The sequence below is a fragment of the Pseudomonas sp. LP_7_YM genome (genome assembly GCF_004364435.1).
Lineage (GTDB): Bacteria > Pseudomonadota > Gammaproteobacteria > Pseudomonadales > Pseudomonadaceae > Aquipseudomonas.
In genome coordinates, this window is record NZ_SOCT01000006.1 from 232648 (window position 1) to 253599 (window position 20952).

Consider the following 20952-nt stretch of genomic DNA (forward strand, 5'->3'; position numbering starts at 1 on the left):
CTGAGGGCGTGAGCAAGCTCACGCCCAAGGGATCTGCGGGTAGTCAGTTGAATGGGTACACAGTTTCATGACCTCCGATACCTCCTCATCTTCAAGAGCCAGGTGCAAGCATGACCACGACTCGATTGACCATGGCCCAGGCCCTGGTGAAGTTTCTCGATAATCAGTACGTTGAAGTCGACGGCGTGCAGAGCAAATTCGTCGCCGGTGTGTTCACCATTTTTGGCCACGGCAACGTACTGGGTTTAGGGCAAGCACTGGAGCAGGACAGCGGCGACCTGATCGTGCATCAGGGTCGCAACGAACAAGGGATGTGCCATGCCGCGATGGGCTTCGCCAAGCAACACCTGCGGCGCAGGATCTACGCCTGCACTTCGTCGGTGGGGCCTGGTGCGGCGAACATGATCACCGCGGCCGCCACTGCGTCGGCCAACCGTATTCCGTTATTGCTGCTGCCCGGCGATGTGTACGCCAGCCGCCAGCCCGACCCGGTGCTGCAACAGATCGAACAGTTCCACGACTTGAGTATCAGCACCAACGACGCATTCAAGGCCGTGAGCAAATACTGGGACCGGATCAATCGCCCCGAGCAACTGATGAGCGCTGCGCTTTGTGCCATGCGCGTGCTCACGGACCCCGCTGAAACCGGCGCTGTGACCCTGGCGTTGCCACAGGACGTGCAGGCCGAGGCGTACGACTACCCCGATTCGTTCCTGCAAAAGCGTGTGCACCGCATTGACCGGCGTCCGCCGACCCAGGCCATGCTCAAGGACGCGCTGACGCTGCTCAAGAGCAAGCGCAAACCCCTGCTGATCTGCGGCGGCGGCGTGCGCTACTCTGCAGCCGCTGCGCAGTTGCAGGCGTTCGCCGAACGCTTCGGCATTCCATTGAGCGAGACCCAGGCTGGCAAGAGCGCCATCGTCTCGGCGCACCCGCTGAACATGGGCGGCATCGGCGAGACCGGTACGCTGGCGGCCAATACCCTGGCTCGCGAGGCGGATCTGATCATTGGCGTTGGCACCCGCTACAGCGATTTCACCACCGGCTCCAAATCCCTGTTTCAGAATCCTGACGTGAAATTTCTCAATCTTAACGTTGGCGTCTTCGATGTGCAGAAGCTCGAAGGCGTCCAAGTGCTGGCCGACGCGCAGTTGGCGTTGCAGGAGCTGACCGAGGGATTGGGCGATTACTGTGCACAGTGGGGTAACGCGCCTGCACAAGCACGTGCCGCGCTGGATACCGAAGTGGATCGTCTGTACGCGGTGCAGTACCAGACTCAGGATTTTGAACCTGAAGTGCCCGGACATCTGGACCCGCAAGTGCTGCGCGACTTCATCGAGATGACCGGCTCGTGCCTGACTCAAAGCCGCGTGCTGGGCCTGCTCAATCAGCAATTGCCCAAGGACGCGGTGATCGTCGCTGCGGCGGGCAGCCTGCCCGGCGATCTGCAACGGGCGTGGCGCAGCACCAGTGTCGACAGCTATCACGTCGAGTACGGTTACTCGTGCATGGGTTATGAGGTCAACGCTGCGTTGGGCGTAAAGATGGCCGCGCCGGAGCGTGAGGTCTATGCACTGGTCGGCGATGGCTCATACATGATGCTGCATTCGGAACTGGCAACCTCGATTCAGGAGCGGCGCAAGATCAACGTGGTGTTGCTGGACAACATGGCGTTCGGTTGCATCAACAACCTGCAAATGGGCAATGGCATGGGCAGCTTCGGCACCGAATTCCGTTTCCGCAATCCTGAGAGCGGGCTGCTCGATGGTGACTTCGTGCCGGTGGATTTCGCCATGAGCGCGGCGGCCTATGGTTGCAAGACGTACAAGGTGACTACCGCCGAGCAGTTGGAAGCGGCGCTGATTGATGCGCGCAAGCAAACGGTTTCGACCCTGATCGACATCAAGGTACTGCCCAAGACCATGATCCACGGCTACCTGTCGTGGTGGCGGGTGGGCGTGGCCGAAGTGTCCACCCGCGGTGCCACTGCCGAGGCTCACGAGCGCCAGAAAACCATGCTGGCCAAGGCCAGAAAGTATTGACGAACACACTGTAGAAGAGTGCTTGCCCGCGATGGTGGTCTGTCGTTCGCGTCTGACACACCCCTGATCGCGGGCACGCGCGCTCGTGCAGGTGAAAACGTATTCATCCTGTAGAGCAGATTGCTACAGGCAGAGGAGATAGAGATGAAAATCGGACTTATCGGCTACGGCAAGGGCGGCCGCTTCTTTCATGCCCCGCTGATCGCAAGCATGCCCGGCACGACGTTTGCCGGTGTGGTGACCACATCACCTGAACGCCGCCAGGACCTGAAAGAGGATTACCCCAAAGTCGCGGCCTTCGACAGCATGGCCGACCTGGTGAACGCCGGTGTCGATGCGGTGGTGATTTCTACCCCGCTGGCCTCGCGTCACGCGTTGATTCTGCAAGCCATCGAACTCGGCGTGCCGGTGATCAGCGATAAGCCATTCGCTCCAAATGCCGAAGATGCCCAGGCGCTGGTGGATGCTGCTGAGCGCCGCGGTGTGCTGCTGAGCGTTTATCAGAATCGGCGTTGGGATTCGGATTTCCTTACGGTGCGCAAGCTGATTGATCAGGGCGTGTTGGGTCAGATCACTCGTTTCGAGTCCCGGGTCGAGCGGTATACGCCGTCTTCGGTGGGCAAGGAGAGCGGCGGAGGGGTTCTGCGGGATCTGGGCAGCCATCTGATAGATCAAGCGTTGCTGTTGTTCGGCCCGGCGAAACGGGTCTATGCCGAACTGGAGTTCGCCACACTGCAGAAAACGGTCGATCACGGATTCTTCGTCTCCTTGATCCATGCCAGCGGAGTGACTTCGCACCTGTGGGGCAGTTGCCTGCAGAACGCCCAAGGGCCAAGGTTTCGGGTCAACGGCTCCAAGGGCTGTTACACGGTCGATGGCCTCGACGGTCAGGAAGCTGCAACCCTGGCCGGGTTATCCCCTAAATCCGAAGGCGAGCGCTGGGGCGTCGAAGAGCACAGGCGCTGGGGCTGGTTCGAGCAGGGTGAGCATCGCGAACGCGTACCGTCCGAGCGCGGCTGCTGGACAGAGTTTTATCGCCAGTTTCAAGAAGCAGTGATGAGTCAGGGCCGCAACCCGGTGGATGCGCGGGAGGCGGTAGCGTCGGCGAAGGTGCTGGATGCGGCGCGGGTCAGTGCGCTGGAGGGAAGGGTTGTAGAGCTGTAACAGGCACTTCACGGTTCGAACGGTGGGCGAATTCATTCGCGCAAGACAGGTCCGGCGATAGCGGTGTATCGACGGTAGCGTCCAATCGAGAATTCGCTCCTGCGGGCGGACCTGCGCCTGCCTTCGGAACGAGGCGTAAGCCAATAAAAACCGAAATAGAAATAAATTCTAAAACTGGTTGAAGTAGAAATTATTTTCCAATAGAGTCGTTTTCAGGTTGCCGCAATCGGCGTCCAGACCTCCTGTCGCAGGCCCTTCACAAGCCGTTGCGAAATAGGGCAGGACGAACGAAACAAAAACAAGAAAGCCAAAAACACAGGTACCGCCAATGAACATCTTCAAACATGCCGCCCAGGTTTGCCGCCGTGCATCTGGATCCCCGCTCACCCCCTCCGATGCCGCGTCGCGTATCCAGCCAGCGATTGCCGCAGCGCTGGATCGAACCCTTGAGACCATCGCTCGCGTCCTGTGCGTACAACGTCACGGGGTCATGATCTGCGGCACCTCGGCAGCGTCGGTCGCGCACTTTTCCAACCCGCACTTCGTCGATCACCCGGCTTCTCCCAAACCCTGAACAACATCGAACACCAGCAGTCGTTAGCCAATTTCACTACAACAACAAGAATTTGGAGAAAGACCGTTCATGAATACCAAAGCCCGTTTTACCTCTTTGGCTCTGGCCCTGCTACTCAGCAGTGGTGAGACCCTGGCGGCCGATCTGAAAATCGGGGTTGCCATGTCCCAGTTCGATGACACCTACCTGACCTACATGCGCGAGGACATGGGTAATAAAGTCAAGGATATGGGCGGCGTCGATCTGCAATTCGTCGACGGGCGCAACGACGTGAACAAGCAGCTCGATCAGGTTCAGGAGTTGATCGGCAAAAAAGTCGACGCTCTGATCGTCAACCCGGTCGACACTGCCGCCACCGGACGCATCACCAAAGCGGCCACCGCCGCCGGCATTCCTCTGGTCTACGTCAACCGTCGCCCTGACGATCCGAAACTGCCAGCGGGTGTGGCTTCGGTCACCTCCGATGACAAGGAAGCCGGCCGTCTACAGATGCAATACATTGCCGACAAGCTTGGCGGCAGAGGCACCATCGTTATCTTGCTGGGCGAGCTGTCGAACAACTCCACCCGCGACCGCACCGAGGGCGTGAAAGAAGTGTTGAAAAAATACCCGGATATCAAGATCGCTGAAGAGCAGGAAGGTGCGTGGGGCCGGCAGAAAGGCATGGACATCACCAATAACTGGCTGACTCAGGGTCGCGACTTCAGTGCAGTGGTTTCCAACAATGACGAGATGGCCATTGGTGCCTCGATGGCATTGAAACAGGCCGGCAAGAAGCAGGGTGATGTGCTGGTCGCAGGTGTGGACGGCACGCCGGATGGTCTGGCCGCTGTCAAGAAGGGCGATCTGACGGTCTCGGTATTCCAGGACGCCAAAGGCCAGGGCGAGGGAGCCATCGACGCGGCGGTGAAGCTGGCGAAGAAGGAAGCACTGCCGCAGCAGGCCATCGTGATTCCTTTCAGGCTGATCACCCCGGACAACGTCGGCACCTTCAAATAACGTTCACATCACAACAACTGACCGGACGCAGAGGGCTGCCTGGCCTCTGCCACCGATGTCATTTGAGGAGCCTGTGACCATGCACGCTAGCGCTACTGCTTCGACCCCTGCCATTCCCGGCGCAACGACTGAACCCGCTACCAGCACCGCCGAGCATCCTTATCTGCTGGAAATCACCAATATCAGCAAAGGCTTCCCCGGCGTGGTGGCGCTGAACAACGTGGAACTGCGCGTGCGGCCCGGCAGCGTACTGGCCCTGATGGGCGAGAACGGCGCGGGCAAGTCCACATTGATGAAAATCATCGCGGGCATCTACCAGCCCGATGCTGGCGAAATCCGCCTGCGGGGCAGGTCGGTGGTGTTCGACACGCCCCTGGCTGCACTGCAGTCGGGTATCGCGATGATTCATCAGGAGCTCAACCTGATGCCGCACATGAGCATCGCCGAGAACATCTGGATCGGCCGTGAACAGCTCAACGGCCTGCACATGGTCGATCACCGGGCCATGCACCGCTGCACCGCCGAGTTGCTGGAGCGGTTGCGCATCAACCTCGATCCCGAAGAGCAGGTCGGCAATCTGAGCATCGCCGAGCGGCAGATGGTCGAGATCGCCAAGGCGGTGTCCTATGACTCCGACGTGTTGATCATGGACGAGCCAACGTCGGCTATTACCGAGAAGGAAGTGGCCCACCTGTTTTCGATCATTGCCGACTTGCGCGCCCAGGGTAAGGGCATCATCTACATCACCCACAAGATGAACGAAGTGTTCGCCATCGCTGATGAAGTCGCCGTGTTTCGTGACGGCGCCTACATCGGTCTGCAACGTGCTGACAGCATGGACGGCGACAGCCTGATTTCAATGATGGTGGGCCGGGAACTGACCCAATTGTTTCCCCTGCGTGACTCGCCCATAGGCAAGCTGCTGCTGTCGGTACGTGACCTGTCGCTGGACGGTGTTTTCGAGGGGGTTTCTTTCGATCTGCATGCCGGAGAAGTGCTGGGCATTGCCGGGCTGATGGGATCAGGGCGCACCAATGTTGCCGAAACGATTTTTGGCATCACCCCTTGTACCCGGGGTGACATTTACCTGGATGGCGCGCCGATCAAGGTTACCGGCCCGCACTTCGCCATCGAAAAAGGTTTCGCCCTCTTGACCGAGGATCGCAAGCTCAGCGGTCTGTTTCCGTGCCTTTCGGTCCTGGAAAACATGGAGATGGCCGTGCTGCCGCATTACGCCGGCAGCGGCTTCGTGGATCAGAAGGCGCTGCGCACACTCTGCGAAGACATGTGCAAGAAGCTGCGGGTCAAGACGCCATCGCTTGAGCAGTGCATCGATACCCTGTCCGGCGGCAATCAGCAGAAAGCCTTGCTGGCGCGCTGGTTGATGACCAATCCCCGGGTGTTGATTCTCGACGAACCGACCCGCGGTATCGACGTCGGCGCCAAGGCCGAGATTTATCGGCTGATTTCCCTGCTCGCCAGTGAGGGCATGGCGGTGATCATGATTTCTTCGGAACTGCCGGAGGTGCTGGGCATGAGCGACCGCGTGCTGGTCATGCACGAAGGCGAAATGATGGGCACGCTGGACCGTGCCGACGCAACCCAGGAACGGGTCATGCACCTGGCTTCGGGTAATTCGATCCATTGATGCCAAGGGCCCGTTTCAGGCCGTTGGGCCTGTTGTGGCCGGGACAAGAACAAGAGGCAGGTATGAAGATGAACGCGATACTGGAAAACAAACCCGCCCTGGCGCCAACCCGGCATAAACGCCGGATGCCCACCGAGCTGAGCATCCTACTGGTGCTGATCGGTATTGCCCTGATTTTCGAGGTGTTTGGCTGGGTCGTGCGCGATCAGAGTTTCCTCATGAACTCTCAACGGCTTGTGCTGATGATCCTGCAAGTGTCGATCATCGGCATGATCGCGATTGGCGTGACGCAAGTCATCATCACCACCGGCATTGATCTGTCATCGGGCTCGGTGCTGGCGCTGACCGCGATGATCGCCGCCAGTCTTGCGCAATCGTCCGATTACGCCCGCGCCGTATTTCCGTCACTGACCGACCTGCCGGTGTGGATTCCCGTCGTCGCCGGACTTGGGGTCGGACTGCTGGCGGGAGCGATCAACGGCAGCATCATTGCCATCACCGGGATTCCACCGTTCATCGCCACCCTCGGCATGATGGTCTCGGCTCGCGGGCTGGCGCGCTTTTACACCGGTGGCCAGCCGGTGAGCATGCTCAATGATTCCTACACGGCCATTGGCCAGGGCGCGATGCCCGTGATCATCTTTCTGGTGGTCGCGGTGATCTTCCACATTGCCTTGCGTTACACCAAATATGGCAAGTACACCTACGCTATTGGTGGCAACATGCAAGCGGCGCGGACCTCAGGGATCAACGTCAAGCGTCATCTGGTGATTGTCTACAGCATCGCCGGTCTGCTGGCAGGTCTGGCCGGCGTGGTCGCTTCGGCACGGGCTGCCACCGGTCAGGCGGGCATGGGGGTTTCCTACGAGCTGGATGCGATTGCCGCAGCCGTCATTGGCGGCACCAGCCTCTCCGGGGGCGTCGGGCGCATCACCGGAACGGTCATCGGCGCGCTGATTCTCGGGGTCATGGCCAGTGGTTTTACCTTCGTCGGTGTCGATGCCTATGTACAAGACATCATCAAAGGGCTGATTATCGTCGTCGCGGTGGTCATCGACCAATACCGTAACAAACGCAAGCTCAAACGTTGAAAGTGGGATGGATTCCGGGAAAGGGCCTGTTTTCAGGCCTTTTTCCTTTTTCATGTCGGTTTTGAACCGACGGGGCACCGGCCGGTCAGAGAACATCCGCAGCGTTCTTGCACAAGCATGCTTGCCCCGCTCTTGCGCTGTGTTGCTCGACGATGATATCGGCTGTTTGGGCGATTCGCGGGCGAGCGCGCTGTTAAGAACTACGGCATTGAAATTTGCTGAAACACCGGTTTTCCCCAATGACAACGGGGATTTGGGGGCTTGTTGAGTGAATCTTGTTCAATTATGTTGCCGACTGTGGAACCCGGCCTTAGACTGCCGCCCCTCGTAAATTGAGTGCCAGGTGGCGCTTGGAGATGATGGCGCCGGGGATCTCGATACGTTTTACAGTCGGGCCAGAGCGCCCCCTTGATTTGCCTTAATGCACGTTTTTTTATAGAGAAATCAATGACCAAGGAAAAGTTGCTGGCGATGCCGGCCGATGACTACATGAACGCAGAGCAACATGCGTTCTTCATCGAGTTGCTGCAAGCCATGAAAGTGGAAATCCACGAGCGCATCGAGCAGAGCCGTATCGCTATCGAAAGCCTGGACACCCCGGCTGATCCCGCTGATGCTGCTTCCGTCGAAGAAGAGCGTCACTGGCTGGTCAATGTCATCGAGCGCGACCAGCGCATGCTTCCACAATTGGAAATGGCCTTGACCCGTATCGCCGAAGACACCTTTGGCTGGTGCGATGACAGCGGTGAGCCGATCGGCCTGAAGCGTTTGCTGATCAGCCCCACCACCAAGTACTGCATCGAAGCCCAGGAACGCCACGAACAGATCGACCGCCACCAGCGTCAGGCCTGATCCAGCCGACCTGAGTGCCAGGCCCGACTGCCTTTCAGAGGCCGTCGGGTTTTTTGTCGTCTGCATTTTTTCAGTCAGCTTGCCTGTCGTTGATTTTGATAAATCCGACCGACTACCACCAACGACTCATGGCGCATTGCCGCCTTCTGACGTTTAATGCTTTCAAATAATGATAAGCAGGGAAGGTCAAGGATATGGCTGCTGACGGAAGTTACACAGGGACGCTTTCCCCTCAATTACCACTGGCGACCGTCGGGCCCTGGCGCTGGTTGACGCCTGTACTGCAGAGTGTGGCGCTGTGCCTGTTATTCGCGGCGATGGCCTGGAGCCTGAGGTCGGTCTATGCCTGCCTGCCGCTCGGCCTGTTGATCCTGTGGCTACCTCGTTTCTTGCCTTTGCGTGCGTTGCCCGCGCCTGAAGCCAACCATGACGACGCGGTCGAACGCCTGACTCGCGACCTTTCACGCAGCACCAGTCACAACGCCCTGTCTGCCGCAGCCGTGGCATTTTCCGTCAAGCAATTGGCAAGCAGACTGCAATCCCAAGTCAATGCTGCCGAGCAGATTGTCAGCAGTGCCGACGTGATGATTGCCACCGAAAGGTCAACTTCCTCGCTCAGCCAGCAGGCGCTGAGTGCGGCCAGCGAAGCGCGGCAAAGCAGTGATGCCGGGCTCGCTGTGCTCACAGAGTCGATTGCCCTGATGCACCAGCTCAGTGAACGCGCCGACAGCAGCCGTCAGTTGATCGAAGCCCTCAGTCAGCGCAGCGAAGACATTCAACGGGTCACCTCTGTCATTCAATCGATCGCCAGCCAGACCAACCTGCTGGCCCTCAACGCCGCTATTGAAGCGGCGCGCGCTGGTGAGCATGGCCGGGGTTTTGCGGTCGTCGCCGACGAGGTGCGCGGCCTGGCCGGGCGAACTGCCGCAGCCACTGGCGAAGTGGGGCAAATGGTCGCCGACATCCAGCAGCGAACGGCACAAGTGGTCGAACAGATTCGTCAGTTGTCCGGCGATCTGAGCGGCGGCGTCGAGCAGGTGGAAACCACCGGGCGACAATTATCGAGCATCGCGCAACTCGCAGCGGGCGTGGAGGGGCAGGTCAACGAGATTGCCGCGGGCGCGGAAACCAATCAGACCCAGCTGAGCAGCCTGTTCGTGGCCGTGGAGCAGATGCGCAGCGACCTGGCCATCAGTGATGAGCAAACGCGTCAATTGGCCAAGGCTGCCGTGCAAATGGAGGGGCAGGCCGAAACCATCAGCGAGCGGCTGGCCGAGGTGGGGCTGGATGACTATCACCAGCGCGTTTACGATTTGGCGCGTGAAGGTGCGAGCCAGATTGCGAACAAGTTCGAGCAGGACATCGACCAGCACAGAGTCAGCCTGGACGATCTGTTTGACCGCAGTTACCGACTCATCGGCAATACTTCACCAGCCAAATATCAAACACGCTTCGACCGCTATACCGATCAGGTGCTGCCAGCGATTCAGGAGCCCTTGCTCAGTCGTCACGAAGGCCTGGTATTTGCCATTGCCTGTACGCAGCAAGGCTACGTACCGACCCATAACCATGCGTTCAGCAAGCCGCTGACCGGCGACGCTGCGGTGGACACCGTACAAAATCGCACCAAGCGCAAATTCGAGGACCGGACCGGTATTCGCTGCGGCAGCCATCAGCAACCCATCCTGCTGCAGACCTACACCCGCGACACTGGCGAGTTGATGCACGATCTATCGGTGCCGATCATGGTCAAGGGCCGGCATTGGGGAGGCTTGCGATTGGGCTACAAGCCCGAAGGTGGGGCTGCAGGTCATCGTTAATGCGTGTGCGTTTCAAAAGGGTTGATCAAAAAAAGAGGGTGATCACTAATTCTATATATAACCGGCCATGGCTGTTGGGGATTTGATATTCGTCGCCGGGTATGCGGCTTAATGACATCCATTAGTCTTGTTGTTGACGCAGCATCACCAAGCGCAACCACTTTTCGTACAGAGCCTTATAAATGATGAGCCGGAAGCTGTTTATTACGAGGATACTGCTGTCGATTGCGAGCTAAAGACCGTTGACCGGCTTGAAAAGACAGGGGTTTATCGTCGGGCCGGTAGTTGTCGCTCTCACCCGATCCTGTCGAGGTTCTAGCCGATTTAACAGGACCCTTTATCGTCATGAAAGTAGCCGGACGGCAGCCAAAGGCGGATCGCCGTTGGCTAAGCCATGCGCTCTATTCCCTTGAGCTGGCTTGGCGCAGCTGCCTTTTGCATTGACAGCGTGAGCTTCACTGCCATGATAACGGCGAAATGATGTTTGGTTATTGTCTGTAACTTTCCCTATTGATGGACTGTTGGCTTGTTCTGTAAGTTTTTAATTCTTGTGTCGTGGGAAATAGTTCTCTGGTTTTTTTAATTATCCGATATTTAAGTGGGAAATTTCTGATATTGATTTTGGTGCATTGACGATTGGATATGTAAGAGCATTCTGTGAGTTATATGTCCGGATATGTAAAAGGCTATTCGGATTTCTGATCGACACTCACAAGTGATTTGCATATGACAACTCTTTATAAAGGTAAAGCCTCAAGTGGTGGGACGGGTGAACTAAGGGTCATCGTACGGATCGGTGTGTTTTTTGATGGCACCGGCAACAACCGCGTCAACAGCCAGATCGGTGCTGACTGCCAGGCGATGGCGGAAATCTACAATGGCGAGCACATCAAGGAGTGCGGCGGTCGGCACAGTGATCCATCCAGCAGCTACAGCAATGATCTGACCAACATCGCGAGACTGGCCGATTTTTACAGGCATCAACCTCGGGCGCTGAATGAAGGGGCGGGGCTTGGGGTGTATGAGTCGATTTATGTCAGCGGCATTGGCACGGTATCCGGCGGGCGGGACTCGCGCCTGTCAGGCCAGGGGTTTGGTCGCGGTAATACCGGCGTCGTTGCCAAGGTTTCCAAGGGTGTGAAGAAGATCAGCGCTTTTCTACAAACGTTTGAAATTCACAATCCAGGTTGCGTCATTGCCGGCCTGGAATTCGACCTGTTCGGATTCAGTCGCGGCGCGGCGGCGGCCCGTCATCTGGCCAATGAGGTGCTCAAGCAATCGCGAGGTATGCTCGGTCCCGTTCTCGATCCTTGCAAGCTACCGTTGTCGATCGACTTTTCCTGGTCGGCGGGAAGCGTGCGACTCAAGGTCATCGGCCTGTTCGATACCGTAGCGGCCATAGGAAGCATTGCTGATCTGGGCAACATCCGCGATGCAGCCAATGCGCGGGTCAATTTGTATCTGCCTCCCGGATGTGCGCAACAGGTCTTGCACCTGGTGGCAGCTGACGAGTGCCGACGCAATTTCGCCTTGAACAGCGTGGCACCGGACTGGCCTCGCGAGATCGTGCTGCCTGGCAGCCATTCGGACATCGGCGGCGGCTATCAGCCGCAGAGCGTGGAAACGGTCGCCCTCACCAAGCCCCGCCGCAGTCTGGTCAGCGCCAGTACGCCCTCCGAGACCAGCGATGCCTGGCGGCAGACTCATGCCGAAATGTGCAGCCTGGACGCAGAGCGTTGGATCGACCCCAAGGACGAAACCGCTTCAATCAGCGTCGAGTGCCATGAACGGCTGGGACAACGAGGTCGAGGAATGAAAACCGTGGTGGCAAGGGTGAAGCTTCAGCGCAAGGTGTTCGGCCACCTCTCGCGGGTTTATTTGCGAGTGATGCACGCTTTGGCGTGTGATGAGGGTGTGCCATTCAGCCCGGTACCGGACGCAGCAGACATCAGCCTTCCTCCGGAGCTCAGAGGGATAGCCGTCAAGTTGATTGCTTATGCGCGGGGCCAGGGTGAACCGCTGTCAGCGCAAGAACGGCTGCTCTTGTATCGTCGGTATATCCACTGCTCTGCGCACTGGAATGCCACGCTAGGGCGACGTGGAGCGCTGGTGGACAGTCTGTTTCTGAACGCGCCTGCAGCAAAGGGGCGGCAGCGATTCGCGAACAGGCCGCGGTCGGGTTATCCGCTGTGAGATCTCACATTGAGTACGGGCGGCCTCGCTGTGGCCGCCTGAATTCAAAGGTTTGCGTTATTTTTTGTCGTGTAACCGTTGATTCAGTTCATCGACCACCGGTGCCCAATCATCGTCTTCCCGCAACTTTTCTTTTAGCAGACTGGCTTGCTGCGGCGTCCAGAATTGGGCATCGATCAGCTTTACGTCATCCGGTAGCGGATGTTTGCCAATGAAAGCGTCGATGCTTGCTTCATCGGAATCCAGTCCCAGTTGGTCGAACAGTGTGGCAAGCGTCAGTGTGTCGAGATCCATGATGTCCCCTTGGCGGGCCGAAGCCCCGATTGGTGTTTGTCAGTCGTTGTTATGAGTGCTCATGGCGGGCAGGAGTTCTACACATTTGCTGGCATGCTTGTTTGTCATCGCCTGCCTGCCGTCGCTGTGGACACCCCCAACAGCGGCGTCCGGTACAAAAACAGCTACATTACGGACGAAAGGCATATATCCCGTATAGGCCCTGACCCGGTAGAATCCAGCTTCGTGCCAGCGTCCGGCACCCAGGACGCATCGATTTTCATTGTCTTCTTTTTCCTTGCCTGGCCGCTGGTCGGGCAAGCTCTATCAGGTTGGGAGTTTGTGCATTGGCAGTAAGTAATCTGGATACCCATGCGTTATTCGTGCTTGGAGATTTGCGCGCGAAGCTGGTAAAGCAATTCCAGGCACGTTTCGTATATGTCATCGAGCAGTCTCCCGAGGGCATTTACATGTCCGAAATCGACACCGAAACCGCATTGGTGGTCGATGACAAACCACGTCTGGAGCTGAAAGTAGGCGATCACTTTCGCGCCGCCGTACTGCCCAGCCGCGAAGGCGGGAAGTTCGAGATCCGCTTTCGCGAGATCAAGATGACTATCTACGGCCTGGGCGAATACGCCTTTGTTGATGTGCCTGAAGGTCACGGTATCGTGTTCAAGGAATCCCACAGCGTATTCATGGTGTTCGCCGCCCATGAGCAAATCCAGCTGGGCCTGAGCAAGATCCTCAAGACCGCCACCGCCAAGGCCGCCAAATGGCGCAAGGGCGAACTGGTGTTCAAGGCCAGCGAGTAACCCGCCAGCCTCGAATCGCCGATGATTCAGAAACGCGTCTGTACCGCCAGCTCCAGGGTTCGCGGTTCACCCAGGTAGTACGCTGGCGAGACCTGGGCGAAGTGCGCATACACCTCGTCGGTGAGGTTACGCACCCGTCCGGTAATGGACGTGTGACTGTCCAGCCTGAAGGTCAGAAAGTTGCCATACAGCGTGTATAACGGCACTGTCCGGATATTGGCATTGTCGGCATACACCGACGCCACATAACGTGCGTCCATACCGCCTTGCCAGTCCGGGGTGAAATCGTAAGCCAGCCACAGGTTGCCGACTCGGCCGGGGACATTGGCGGGCGTGTTGCCACCACTCCGGTCGCAGTCTTTTCGTCGAACGTGTCGGAGCGTGCGTCGACCCACGCACATTGCCTTCCAGCAGCCGTGCGGGCGTGATCCGCAGCGAACTGGCCAGTTAGCCCCCGTGAGAACTGTTGCCCCACCGGGATGCTGTTGGTTGGGTCTTGCGGGTCACAGCGGGCAACCGAAGGCGGTGTAGAGCGTCGGGAGTTTCTGTTCGCCCCGTTTGAATGGATCAACGGTCAGCGCGCGCCATCGGTGGAACAGTACTCGCCGCCGCTGCCGTTGAGTTGCATTCCGACCATCTGGCCATGCCCGATGCTGCGGGCGAACGCGTTGAACAGGACGCAGCAATAAAGCATCCATGCGATCAGGTGTCGGTCTGAGCGGGCCAGTTTCATGGCGCAGGAATGTATCAGAAGTGATGCGATAAGTGGTGTGCAACAACGTGGCGCGAATCGCTCTTGAGTCGCTACGCGTGCGTATCGGGTTCGGGTGGGGTGTTGTCTGGGCTGGCACATTAGAAAAGCAACGGCAATCCGAGATTCTGCGCAGGATCGTGTGGTACGCAGAATCCGTGGTGGACCGGAGGCTACGACGGCAGCGAAACCGGCGTGCCTGACAGGCATTTGCGTCCTGATCCACCGCCTTCGCCACTGTCGCACAGCTCCAGCAGCTCCCACAGGTGTGGAGTCAGTCTTCAATCCTGATCCTGCTTTTGCTTTTCCCACGCGCCGGTACGGACGACACGGTGCGCGACTTGGGTGCGGGGCCAACGCAGGCGGCGCGACCACGCCCAGCAACAATCACTTCCCCTCATGCCGTCCCTCGGAAACCTCCGGCGGCACGTCGGCATCCCCCGCCATACGCTTGCGAAATAACCCGGTCCGCGCCAGTAGCAACGTCGTCACCGGCACCGTAATCGCCAGCAGAATCGGAATCAGCCAGGCGTGCAACACAGGCTCTTCCTTCAATGCCGAGAAATAGACAATCGACGCCAATGCTACACACCAGGCGCCAATCGTCGATGCCAGGGCAGGCGGATGCATGCGCTGGAAAAAGTCTTTCATGCGCAATAACCCCAGTGCCCCGATCAAGGCAAACAGGCTGCTGGCGACTAGCAATACCGCCGTCAGCACTTCGATCCAAAACGGCAGGACATGCAGCGAATTCATTCGATCACCTCGCCGCGTAGCAGGAATTTAGCCAGGGCGAACGAACCCACAAACCCGAACAGCGCGATCAACAGCGCGGCCTCGAAGTAGGTGTCACTGGCATAGCGAATCCCCAACACCAGCATCATCAGCATGGCCAGCAGGTACAGATAATCCAGCGCCAGAACCCGATCCTGCGCCGATGGGCCTTTGAACAGGCGGATAAGGGTCAGGATCATCGCCACCGTAAACAGCGACAAGCTGAGCAGAATCGCGTTGGTGAGCAGCGGGCTCATTGGAAAATCTCCATCAGCGGACGTTCGTAAGTACGTTTGAAGTGCGCGATGAAGTGCGCTTCGTCCTCCAGATCGAACACATGCATCAACAGGACGCTGCGATCCAGCGCCAACTCCGACCAGACAGTGCCGGGCACCACGGTGCAAATCATCGCCAGCGCCGCCAGACCATGGGCGTCGTGCAAATCCAGCGGCACCTTGACGAACGCCGAACGTGGCGGCCGTTGACCTGCGCGTAAAACATCCCATGCCACCGCCAGATTCGAAACCAGAACGTCACGGCCCACCAGAAAAAACAGTTTCAACGCCACACCCGGCTTGCGGACTCGTGCAGGCAGCGGGCGCAAGGGTGCGAACATGATCGGCGCAAGCAAGCCGAGCAACGCGCCGAGCAGCAGATTGCCCGCGCTCAGTGACAGGTTCAGCAACAGCCACAACGCCCATAACGACAGTGACAGCAGGGGCGCAGGGAACAGACGCTTCATGGCTGGACCTCTGCGGTTGCGGGTGAGGGCACGGGCCTGGCAGCCATGACCGACAACACATATTGCTGCGGATCGTGCAGTGCCTGAGCGGTGTCCTGGGTGTAGCGCAGCAGGCCTTGAGCCTTGAAGGTAAGCACGATGCAGGCGCCCAGCAGCAGCGCGATCGGAATGCATTCGTTGCGACGCAGCGCCGGTGACGGGCGATCCTGAGCGGTCCAGAAGCGCTTGATGCCGACGCGCACGAAGGCAAACAGCGAGGCCAGGCCCGAGAGGATCAGCAGCGCTACCAAGGTCCAGCTGTCGGCGCGAATGGCTTCATTCTTCGCCACGTCAAGACCCAGTGGATTAAGCAGGGCGCTGATCAGCGTCAGCTTGCCGAGAAAGCCTGACAGCGGCGGCATGCCGATGATCAGCAGCGCACAGGCAATGAAGCTCAGCCCCAAAAACGCCATGGTCCAGGGAATCACCTGACCGACCACGGCCTTCTGCTCGTCGTCGAGGTTGGTTCCCGGCAGCGGATGCAGGGACTCCATCGTCTTGGGCAGTTGATCGGCGTCGACCTCCAGCGGTATTTCGTTGGCCGAGCGCGAACGTTCGATCAGCTCGGCCAGCAGGAACAGCGCGCTCAGGGCCAGGGTCGAGCTGACCAGATAAAACAGCGCGCCTGCGGTCAGGCTCGGTTGGCCGAAACCGATGGCCGACAGCAGAATGCCGGCCGACACCAGGATGCTCAGGCTGGCCATACGCTCCAGACGCTGGGCGGCAACCACGGAAATGGCCGCCACAGCCAGCGTCATCATGCCACCCCAGATCAGCCATTGGCCACCAAAGAACGCCGAGGCCCCGGCCCGACCGGAGAACAACAGGGTCCACAAACGCAGCAGGGTGTAGGCGCCGACCTTGGTCATCAGCGCAAACAGCGCAGCCACCGGCGCACTGGCCGCAGAGTAGGCCGGCACCAGCCAGAAATTGAGCGGCCACATACCGGCCTTTGCCAGAAAAGCGACCGCGAGAATCGCTGCGCCTGCATGCAACAGGCCCAGATCGGCCTCGGACACCTGCGGAATCTTGACCGCTAGATCCGCGAGATTCAAGGTGCCGGTGACGCCATAAATCAGCGCCGCGCCAATCAGAAACAGCGACGAAGCCAGCAGGTTGATGGTGATGTAATGAAGACCAGCCGAGACGCGGGCACGTCCCGAACCGTGCAGCATCAAGCCGTAGGACGCTGCCAGCAACACCTCGAAAAACACGAACAGGTTGAACAGGTCGGCGGTCAGGAACGCCCCGTACAGTCCCATCAACTGAATCTGGAACAGCACGTGAAAACTCGCACCGGCCCGATCCCAACGCGCCAGGGCGAACAACAGCGCGCAGAATGCGACGATGCCGGTCAGTACCAGCATCAGCGCCGAGAGATGATCGACCACCAGCACGATGCCGAACGGCGAAGCCCAGTTGCCCGGCAAGTACACGCCGATGGAGCCGGTGGTGCCGGTCTTCTGCACCCACATCATCAAGGTGATGGCGATCGCAAGGCCCAGCGCGGTGGACAGCAGATTGATGCGTGCTTTCAGCGGCCGGTGTTTTTCTCCCAGCCAGAGCATCAAAGCGGCAGTGAGCACCGGCAGCAGGATCGGCGCGATGATCAATTGATTCATCAGGCTCATTCACTGTTCTCCCGACCGTCTACATGGTCGTTGCCGGTCAGGCCTCGGGAGGCGAGCAGCACCACCAGAAACAATGCGGTCATGGCGAAACTGATGACGATGGCCGTAAGGACCAGCGCCTGGGGCAGTGGATCGGTATAGTTGAGCAGGTCCTGCGGCACGCCATTTTTGATGACCGGCTCCTTGCCGATAAACAGGCTGCCCATGCTGAAGATGAACAGATTGACGCCATAGGACAGCAGGCACAGGCCCATGACCACCTGAAAGGTCCGTGGCCGCAGGATCAGCCACACGCCGGACGCGGCGAGCACGCCAATGGCGATGGCAATGACTTGCTCCATCAGATGGCTCCTTGTGAGGGGGTGGAGTGTATCGGCGCAGCTGGCGGGCTCGGCTCGATGGGTTGTGGCAGCGAGGTCGGACGATGGCTGCGCACCGATTGGTGGGCCAGCGCGGTGAGGATCAGCAGCGTCGAGCCCACTACCACGGCGTACACACCAACGTCGAAAAACAGCGCGCTGGCGATGTGCATGTCACCCAGCACAGGCCAATGCACGTGCGCTGTGTGGGTGGTCATGAAGGGATAACCCAGGGCCATCGAGCCCAAGCCCGTTGCCAGGGCGAAGAACAGCCCGGTGCCCATCCAGCGCAGAGGACGCAAGCTCATGTGGGCCTCGACCCACTGCGTGCCGGCAACCATGTACTGCAGAATGAACGCCACCGACATCACCAGTCCCGCGACAAACCCGCCGCCGGGCTGGTTGTGGCCGCGCATGAACAGGTACATCGAGACCACGAATGCCACCGGCAACAGCAAGCGCACCAGTACCGCAGGCACCATCATGAAGCCCAGTGCGGTGTCGGTCGCCTGGCGCGGGTTGACCAGATCGGTCACCACATCGCGCGCCAACAGACGTTGCTGGGCGGGCAGGGCAATGCTTTCTTTCGGCGGGCGGAAGCGTCGCAGCAAGGCGAACACGGTCAGCGCTACCACCGCCAGCACGGTTATTTCACCGAAGGTGTCGAAGCCCCGGAAATCCACCAGCATCACGTTGACCGCGTTGGTACCACCACCCTGGCTCAAGGCGCGGCTCAGATAAAACTCCGAAATCGCGTTAGGCGTGGGGCGTGTCAACATCGCGTAGGAAAGCAGCGCCATGCCGCCCCCGACTGCCACGGCCAGGATGAAGTCGCGCACCCGGCGCACCTTGGCGCGGTTGCGCGAGCGGCTGGGCGGGGCGACGTTTTCATTACGCCGGGGCAGCCAGCGCAGCCCCAACAGAATCAGCACCGTGGTGACCACCTCTACCGCCAGTTGGGTCAAGGCCAGATCCGGCGCGGAGAACCAGACGAAAGTCACGCAGGTCATCAAGCCGCAGACGCCGACCATGGTCACTGCCGCCAATCGGTGGTATTTGGCCTGCCATGCAGCACCCACGGCGCAAGCGATGGCGATCAACCAGAGCATGACGAACACCCCGGAGCCGGGAATCTTCGGCCGGTCGCCCCAGGTCAGGCCGCTGTCGTACATTGGCACGAAGCCTGCGACCAGCGCCACGGACACCATTAGAAACAGCTGGGCTTGCAGGCGGCGCGTGGTCAACAGACGTTCGACCTCGCGGGCAACACGCAGTTGGGCCACCAGCACCCGCTCGAACAGGCGCTTGCCGTTGAGGCGCCAGACCAGCGGTGGGCCTTTGAAACGGTCTCGCTTGAGGCGCGGGCGCAGCAACAGATAAAGGACGATCCCGGCGCCCATGGCAATCAGGCTCATGATCATTGGCGCGTTCCAGCCGTGCCAGATGGCCAGGCTGTATTCGGGCAAGGTTCCACCCACGACAGGCTGTGCGGCGGCGGCCAGAAGCGGACCGACCGATAGCGCCGGGAAAATGCCAACGATCAGGCACGCCAGTACCAGCAGCTCCACCGGCACGCGCATCCAGCGTGGCGGTTCATGGGGCGTGTGCGGCAGGTCGCAGGCTTTCGGACCGAAGAACACATCGACCGTGAAACGCAGGGAGTAAGCGACGCTGAAGATCCCGGCGACAGTGGCGATCACCGGCAGTGCGAGCTCCACCCAGGCCGTTGAGCTGATGAACACCGTTTCGGCGAAGAACATTTCCTTGGATAGAAAGCCGTTGAGCAGCGGCACCCCCGCCATGGCGGCGCTGGCCACCATCGCCAGCGTCGCGGTGTAGGGCATGAGCCTGATCAGGCCGCTGAGTTTACGAATGTCGCGGGTGCCGCTTTCATGGTCGATGATGCCAGCGGCCATGAACAGCGAGGCCTTGAACGTTGCGTGGTTGAGGATGTGAAAGACCGCAGCGACCGCAGCCAATGGGCTGTTGAGGCCGAGCAACAGGGTGATCAGGCCCAGATGACTGATGGTGGAGTAGGCCAGCAGGCCTTTGAGGTCGGTCTGAAAGATTGCCGAGTAGGCGCCGATGATCAGGGTACAGGCCCCGGCGCCGCCGACGATCCAGAACCATTGCTCGCTGCCGGATAGCGCCGGCCAAAAGCGCGCCAGCAAAAATACCCCGGCCTTGACCATGGTCGCCGAGTGCAGGTATGCCGAAACCGGCGTCGGCGCCGCCATGGCATGTGGCAACCAGAAGTGGAAAGGGAATTGCGCGCTCTTGCTCAGCGCGCCGATCAGGATCAGCGTCAGTAATACCGGGTACAACGCGTGGGCGCGGATCGCGTCGCCGCAGGCCAATACCCGGTCCAGATCGTAGCTGCCGACCACATGCCCGAGCAGCATCACCCCCACCAGTAAAGCAAGGCCCCCTGCACCGGTGACCATTAGCGCCATGTAAGCGCCGCGCCGGGCATCGGCGCGGTGGTGCCAATAGCCGATCAACAGGAAGGAAAAGACGCTGGTGAGTTCCCAGAAAAAAACGATCTGGATCAGGTTGCCGGACATCACCAGCCCGAGCATGGCACCCATGAAGGCAAGGAAGAACGAAAAAAACCGCGGCACCGGGTCGTCGGGCGACATGTAATAGCGGGCGTACAGCGACACCAGTGCGCCGATCCCCAGAACCAGCATCGAGAACAGCCAGGCGAATCCGTCCAGACGCAGCACGAAGTTCAGCCCCAGGCTGGGCAGCCAGAAGAACTCTTCGCGCATAACTCCGCCATGGGCGATTTGCGGGTACCAGAGCGCCACCTGTATCGCGCCGATGAGGGCGATCAGGCCGGCCAGAATGGATTCACTGTTGCGTGCGTTGTGCGGCAAGAGGGCCGCCAGACAGCTGCCGAGGAAAGGCAGAAGCAGTAGAACTATCAGGGACATAGGCTTCTAATCTGCGAATAAATGTCGAGGATCATACGTGTCGGGCCCTGCATCACCAACCGCCAAGATGTCGCAGAATCCTACAAGATCGATAGCAGCAGCGTAGCTGACCCTCAGAGGGAGGTCGGTTGAGCAGATGAATCCCCTGTAGCAGCCGCCGGAGGTTTTCCCAAGCCGTCAGAGCGGTCTGTCAGCACACACGGATCCGGCGGAATGCGCAGCCCTAACGTGAGCGACTCACTCACGATC

17 protein-coding genes and 2 pseudogenes are annotated in these 20952 nt (G+C 59.4%); 10 read left to right on the plus strand and 9 right to left on the minus strand.

What is annotated here, in order from left to right:
- The first annotated feature begins 110 nt into the window (after nucleotides 1–110).
- The 9 genes from iolD to EC915_RS16550 all read left to right on the plus strand — a co-directional run bounded on the left by iolD (nucleotide 111) and on the right by EC915_RS16550 (nucleotide 12383).
- Entirely contained in the window at nucleotides 111–2042 is a 1932-nt protein-coding gene (gene iolD / locus EC915_RS16510; RefSeq protein ID WP_133751596.1) for a 3D-(3,5/4)-trihydroxycyclohexane-1,2-dione acylhydrolase (decyclizing), read from the plus strand.
- Nucleotides 2043–2186: 144 nt separating this feature from the next.
- Nucleotides 2187–3206: a Gfo/Idh/MocA family oxidoreductase gene (locus EC915_RS16515; RefSeq protein WP_133751597.1), complete on the plus strand. Its 1020-nt coding sequence runs from the start codon at nucleotides 2187–2189 to the stop codon at nucleotides 3204–3206.
- A gap of 328 nt (nucleotides 3207–3534) precedes the next feature.
- A complete protein-coding gene (locus tag EC915_RS16520) occupies nucleotides 3535–3780 on the plus strand; it encodes a hypothetical protein (RefSeq protein ID WP_133751598.1) in 246 nt (81 codons plus the stop codon).
- Between the two features lie 69 nt (nucleotides 3781–3849).
- Nucleotides 3850–4779 (plus strand): sugar ABC transporter substrate-binding protein, encoded by a 930-nt coding sequence (locus EC915_RS16525; protein ID WP_133751599.1) that lies wholly within the window; start codon nucleotides 3850–3852, stop codon nucleotides 4777–4779.
- A gap of 79 nt (nucleotides 4780–4858) precedes the next feature.
- Entirely contained in the window at nucleotides 4859–6427 is a 1569-nt protein-coding gene (locus tag EC915_RS16530; protein ID WP_133751600.1) for a sugar ABC transporter ATP-binding protein, read from the plus strand.
- Between the two features lie 68 nt (nucleotides 6428–6495).
- Nucleotides 6496–7518: an ABC transporter permease gene (locus tag EC915_RS16535; RefSeq protein ID WP_133751655.1), complete on the plus strand. Its 1023-nt coding sequence runs from the start codon at nucleotides 6496–6498 to the stop codon at nucleotides 7516–7518.
- A 447-nt stretch (nucleotides 7519–7965) separates the two neighbouring features.
- Nucleotides 7966–8370: a TraR/DksA C4-type zinc finger protein gene (locus tag EC915_RS16540; RefSeq protein ID WP_110951874.1), complete on the plus strand. Its 405-nt coding sequence runs from the start codon at nucleotides 7966–7968 to the stop codon at nucleotides 8368–8370.
- A 701-nt stretch (nucleotides 8371–9071) separates the two neighbouring features.
- On the plus strand, nucleotides 9072–10190 hold the full coding sequence (locus tag EC915_RS16545) for a methyl-accepting chemotaxis protein (protein ID WP_372237911.1): 1119 nt from the start codon (nucleotides 9072–9074) through the stop codon (nucleotides 10188–10190).
- Nucleotides 10191–10916: 726 nt separating this feature from the next.
- Nucleotides 10917–12383 carry a DUF2235 domain-containing protein gene (locus tag EC915_RS16550; protein ID WP_133751602.1) on the plus strand — a complete coding sequence of 489 codons (1467 nt, stop codon included), beginning with the start codon at nucleotides 10917–10919 and terminating at the stop codon, nucleotides 12381–12383.
- Nucleotides 12384–12440: 57 nt separating this feature from the next.
- Here EC915_RS16550 and EC915_RS16555 read toward each other — a convergent pair whose 3' ends face one another.
- Nucleotides 12441–12677: a DUF2789 domain-containing protein gene (locus EC915_RS16555; RefSeq protein WP_133751603.1), complete on the minus strand. Its 237-nt coding sequence runs from the start codon at nucleotides 12675–12677 to the stop codon at nucleotides 12441–12443.
- A gap of 326 nt (nucleotides 12678–13003) precedes the next feature.
- On the opposite strand from EC915_RS16555, the gene EC915_RS16560 reads away from it, so the two are divergent.
- Nucleotides 13004–13471, plus strand: a complete 468-nt coding sequence (locus EC915_RS16560) for a hypothetical protein (protein WP_133751604.1) — start codon at nucleotides 13004–13006, stop codon at nucleotides 13469–13471.
- Nucleotides 13472–13497: 26 nt separating this feature from the next.
- On the opposite strand, the pseudogene EC915_RS16565 reads toward EC915_RS16560, so the two are convergent.
- The 8 genes and pseudogenes from EC915_RS16565 to EC915_RS16600 form a co-directional block, all read right to left on the minus strand.
- Nucleotides 13498–13976: pseudogene (locus EC915_RS16565) on the minus strand (TonB-dependent receptor domain-containing protein); the annotation flags it as partial.
- 1 nt (nucleotide 13977) lies between these two features.
- A pseudogene (locus EC915_RS24860) lies at nucleotides 13978–14204 on the minus strand (DUF2946 family protein); the annotation flags it as partial.
- A gap of 405 nt (nucleotides 14205–14609) precedes the next feature.
- Complete coding sequence (locus EC915_RS16575) at nucleotides 14610–14978, minus strand: Na+/H+ antiporter subunit G (RefSeq protein ID WP_133751605.1); 369 nt, start codon at nucleotides 14976–14978, stop codon at nucleotides 14610–14612.
- Nucleotides 14975–15253 carry a K+/H+ antiporter subunit F gene (locus EC915_RS16580; protein ID WP_133751606.1) on the minus strand — a complete coding sequence of 93 codons (279 nt, stop codon included), beginning with the start codon at nucleotides 15251–15253 and terminating at the stop codon, nucleotides 14975–14977. Before EC915_RS16580 ends, EC915_RS16575 begins: the two co-directional genes overlap by 4 nt.
- A complete protein-coding gene (locus tag EC915_RS16585; RefSeq protein ID WP_133751607.1) occupies nucleotides 15250–15738 on the minus strand; it encodes a Na+/H+ antiporter subunit E in 489 nt (162 codons plus the stop codon). Before EC915_RS16585 ends, EC915_RS16580 begins: the two co-directional genes overlap by 4 nt.
- Complete coding sequence (locus EC915_RS16590) at nucleotides 15735–17408, minus strand: monovalent cation/H+ antiporter subunit D (protein WP_133751608.1); 1674 nt, start codon at nucleotides 17406–17408, stop codon at nucleotides 15735–15737. The genes EC915_RS16585 and EC915_RS16590 overlap by 4 nt, the downstream gene beginning before the upstream one ends.
- The gene (locus tag EC915_RS16595; protein ID WP_133751609.1) at nucleotides 17405–17749 is read right to left on the minus strand and encodes a Na+/H+ antiporter subunit C; all 345 of its coding nucleotides are present in this window, start codon (nucleotides 17747–17749) and stop codon (nucleotides 17405–17407) included. Before EC915_RS16595 ends, EC915_RS16590 begins: the two co-directional genes overlap by 4 nt.
- On the minus strand, nucleotides 17749–20703 hold the full coding sequence (locus EC915_RS16600) for a monovalent cation/H+ antiporter subunit A (protein WP_133751610.1): 2955 nt from the start codon (nucleotides 20701–20703) through the stop codon (nucleotides 17749–17751). The genes EC915_RS16595 and EC915_RS16600 overlap by 1 nt, the downstream gene beginning before the upstream one ends.
- Nucleotides 20704–20952: the final 249 nt, after the last annotated feature.